Source organism: Nocardia sp. CC201C, assembly GCF_030010695.1.
Lineage (GTDB): Bacteria > Actinomycetota > Actinomycetes > Mycobacteriales > Mycobacteriaceae > Nocardia > Nocardia otitidiscaviarum.
Genome location: NZ_JASCXP010000677.1, coordinates 1 through 2110, shown reverse-complemented (window position 1 = coordinate 2110; position 2110 = coordinate 1). Strand labels below are relative to the sequence as shown.

General features: G+C 70.9%; 2 protein-coding genes. One reads left to right on the top strand and one right to left on the bottom strand.

Annotated features, from left to right (window positions below):
• The coding region (locus QK444_RS35810) for an IniB N-terminal domain-containing protein (RefSeq protein WP_282786485.1) at positions 1-667 on the bottom strand (667 nt) is incomplete at its 3' end.
• A 309-nt stretch (positions 668-976) separates the two neighbouring features.
• Here QK444_RS35810 and QK444_RS35805 point away from each other — a divergent pair.
• On the top strand, positions 977-2110 hold a 1134-nt coding region (locus QK444_RS35805), incomplete at its 3' end, for an Hsp70 family protein (protein ID WP_282786484.1).

The window sequence follows — 2110 nt, the reverse complement described above, 5'->3', positions numbered from 1 at the left end:
CGGTGTCGATCGCGCCGTTCAGCCCGGTCTCCAGGCCCGCGCCGAGCTGACCACCGAGGTCGGCGGCCGCGCCGACAGCTCCGCCGAGTCCCGCGCCCAGCTGGCCGCCCGCGTTCACGAGTCCGCCCAGTCCGGCGTCGACCCCCGCACCCACCTGGGTAGCGGCGTCGACCGCGCCCTGGAGTCCCGCGCCGAGTCCCGCACTCACGTCCGCACCGGTCTCCAGTGCGCCACCCAGCGCCGTGGAGAGTCCGGCGGCGACATCGGCCACCGCACCCAGGCCCGCGTCCAGGCCCAGGTCGACGCCGGTTTCGGCCTGGCCGCCGAGATTCACCTCGGCCGCGGTGGCGGCGGTGGCGGTGGCCGCGACTCCGGTCGTCCCCGCCGCGACCGTGCCGACCGACGCCCCGCCGTTCACCGCGCCATTGACCGCACCGGCGGCCGCGGTCTCCAGACCGCCCGCGGCGACAATGGCCGACAAGGCCGAACCGCCCGCCACCAGCGCCGACTCGGCGACCATGGGGGCGACGGCGGCGATATCCTCCGGCGTCACCGCCGCCAGCCCGGCGTCCACCAGCGCCTGTCCGGGATTGGCGCAGTAGGCGGCGGCAGCCTCGCTGTCCCGCAGCAGGCTGAGGATGAACTCGAGAATCGCATTGGGACTCATGGCAAATCGCCTCCTTCGGCGGACCCCTGCGGTCCGCGGTTGTCGAATTGCCTTTCACGCTAGGAAGCTCACGCGTTACTCCGGAACGGGGTGAACTCCCCTGTTGCCAGACCCCGAACCGTTGGGGGCGGGGTGGGGATTAGGGGAATTTCCCCGTACCTACCCCGCGCGCGGTAACGACGAACCCCCAGCAACCGACAGCTCACATGTGGCTCGCAAGCCACAACCCAAGCCTTAGTACATATCGGACTGATCGACTTTCGAAACGGCACACCGGGCAGGGTGTGTTTGTAGAACAGGGGTTCTCGAATGAGTCAGGGTCAGGCGCTCGGCATTACGGTCGGGTCGCTGCACACAGTCGCCGTGACGACTTCGGGGGGACGACGCGAACTACACGCCTGTCCGAGCCTGCTCGGCTCGGCGGCGGAGGTCACGGAGAGCATTCTGGCCCGGGTCGGGGATCCCGTGGACATGCGCATCGGAGACGGAACCGCTGTTCGCGCGGCGGATCTCGTGGCGGCGGCGGTGGCGCGCGCGGTGCACGACACCGGCTCCGCCGCGGCCACGGTCGCCTGCTATCCGGCCTGGTGGACGCAGCACACCGTGGAGGTGCAGCGGTCCGCGCTGGATGCCGCCGGACTGGACGGCGTCGCACTGGTGCCGGAACCGACCGCGGCCATGCGATGGCTGCGCGAGGTACACGGAACCGAGCACGACGGCGCGATGGCCGTCTATGATCTCGGCGCGACCGGTTTGACGATTTCAGTGGTACGTACCGGGCCGCTGTCGGGTCTGCTCGGAGAACCGGTGCACTCGACCATGGTGGCGGGTACGGAATTCGATCTCCTGGCCATGCGTTACGTTCTGGCTAATGCGGTGGGGCAAAACGATTTCGATCCGTTCGACCCGATCGTCGAACAAGAATTGGCCGCACTGCGCGGTCGCTGCAGAATTGCGAAGGAAGAGCTTTCCAAAAAGACGGCGGCGGTGGTACCGGTCCGGCTGCCCGCCTTCGGCATGGACGTGCGGCTGGTGCGCGACGAGCTGGAGGAGCTGCTGCGCGGCCCCCTGCTCGGATCCATGGACCTGCTGCGCGAGGCGGTGCGGCGTGCCGGACTGCGGGTCGCCGAACTGGACGGCGTCCTGCTCACCGGCGGTGGCGCGGCCATTCCGCTGGTGACCGAACTGCTCTCCACCGAATTCGGCATCCCGGTGGCCGCGGCCGCCGACCCGGCGCACATCAGCGCCCACGGCGCTGCCCTGCTGGCCGCCGATCTGCTCACCGACACCACCGCGACCGAACCCCACCCGGCCCTCGTCGCGCCCACCGCACCGGTTCGCCGCGCCGCCCCACCGGGGGGCGGCGGCGGTACCACCCCCCAACCCCCCCCCCCCCACACGGGGGGGGGCCGCGCTCGAGGCAGCGGCCCAGTTCGGCGAGGG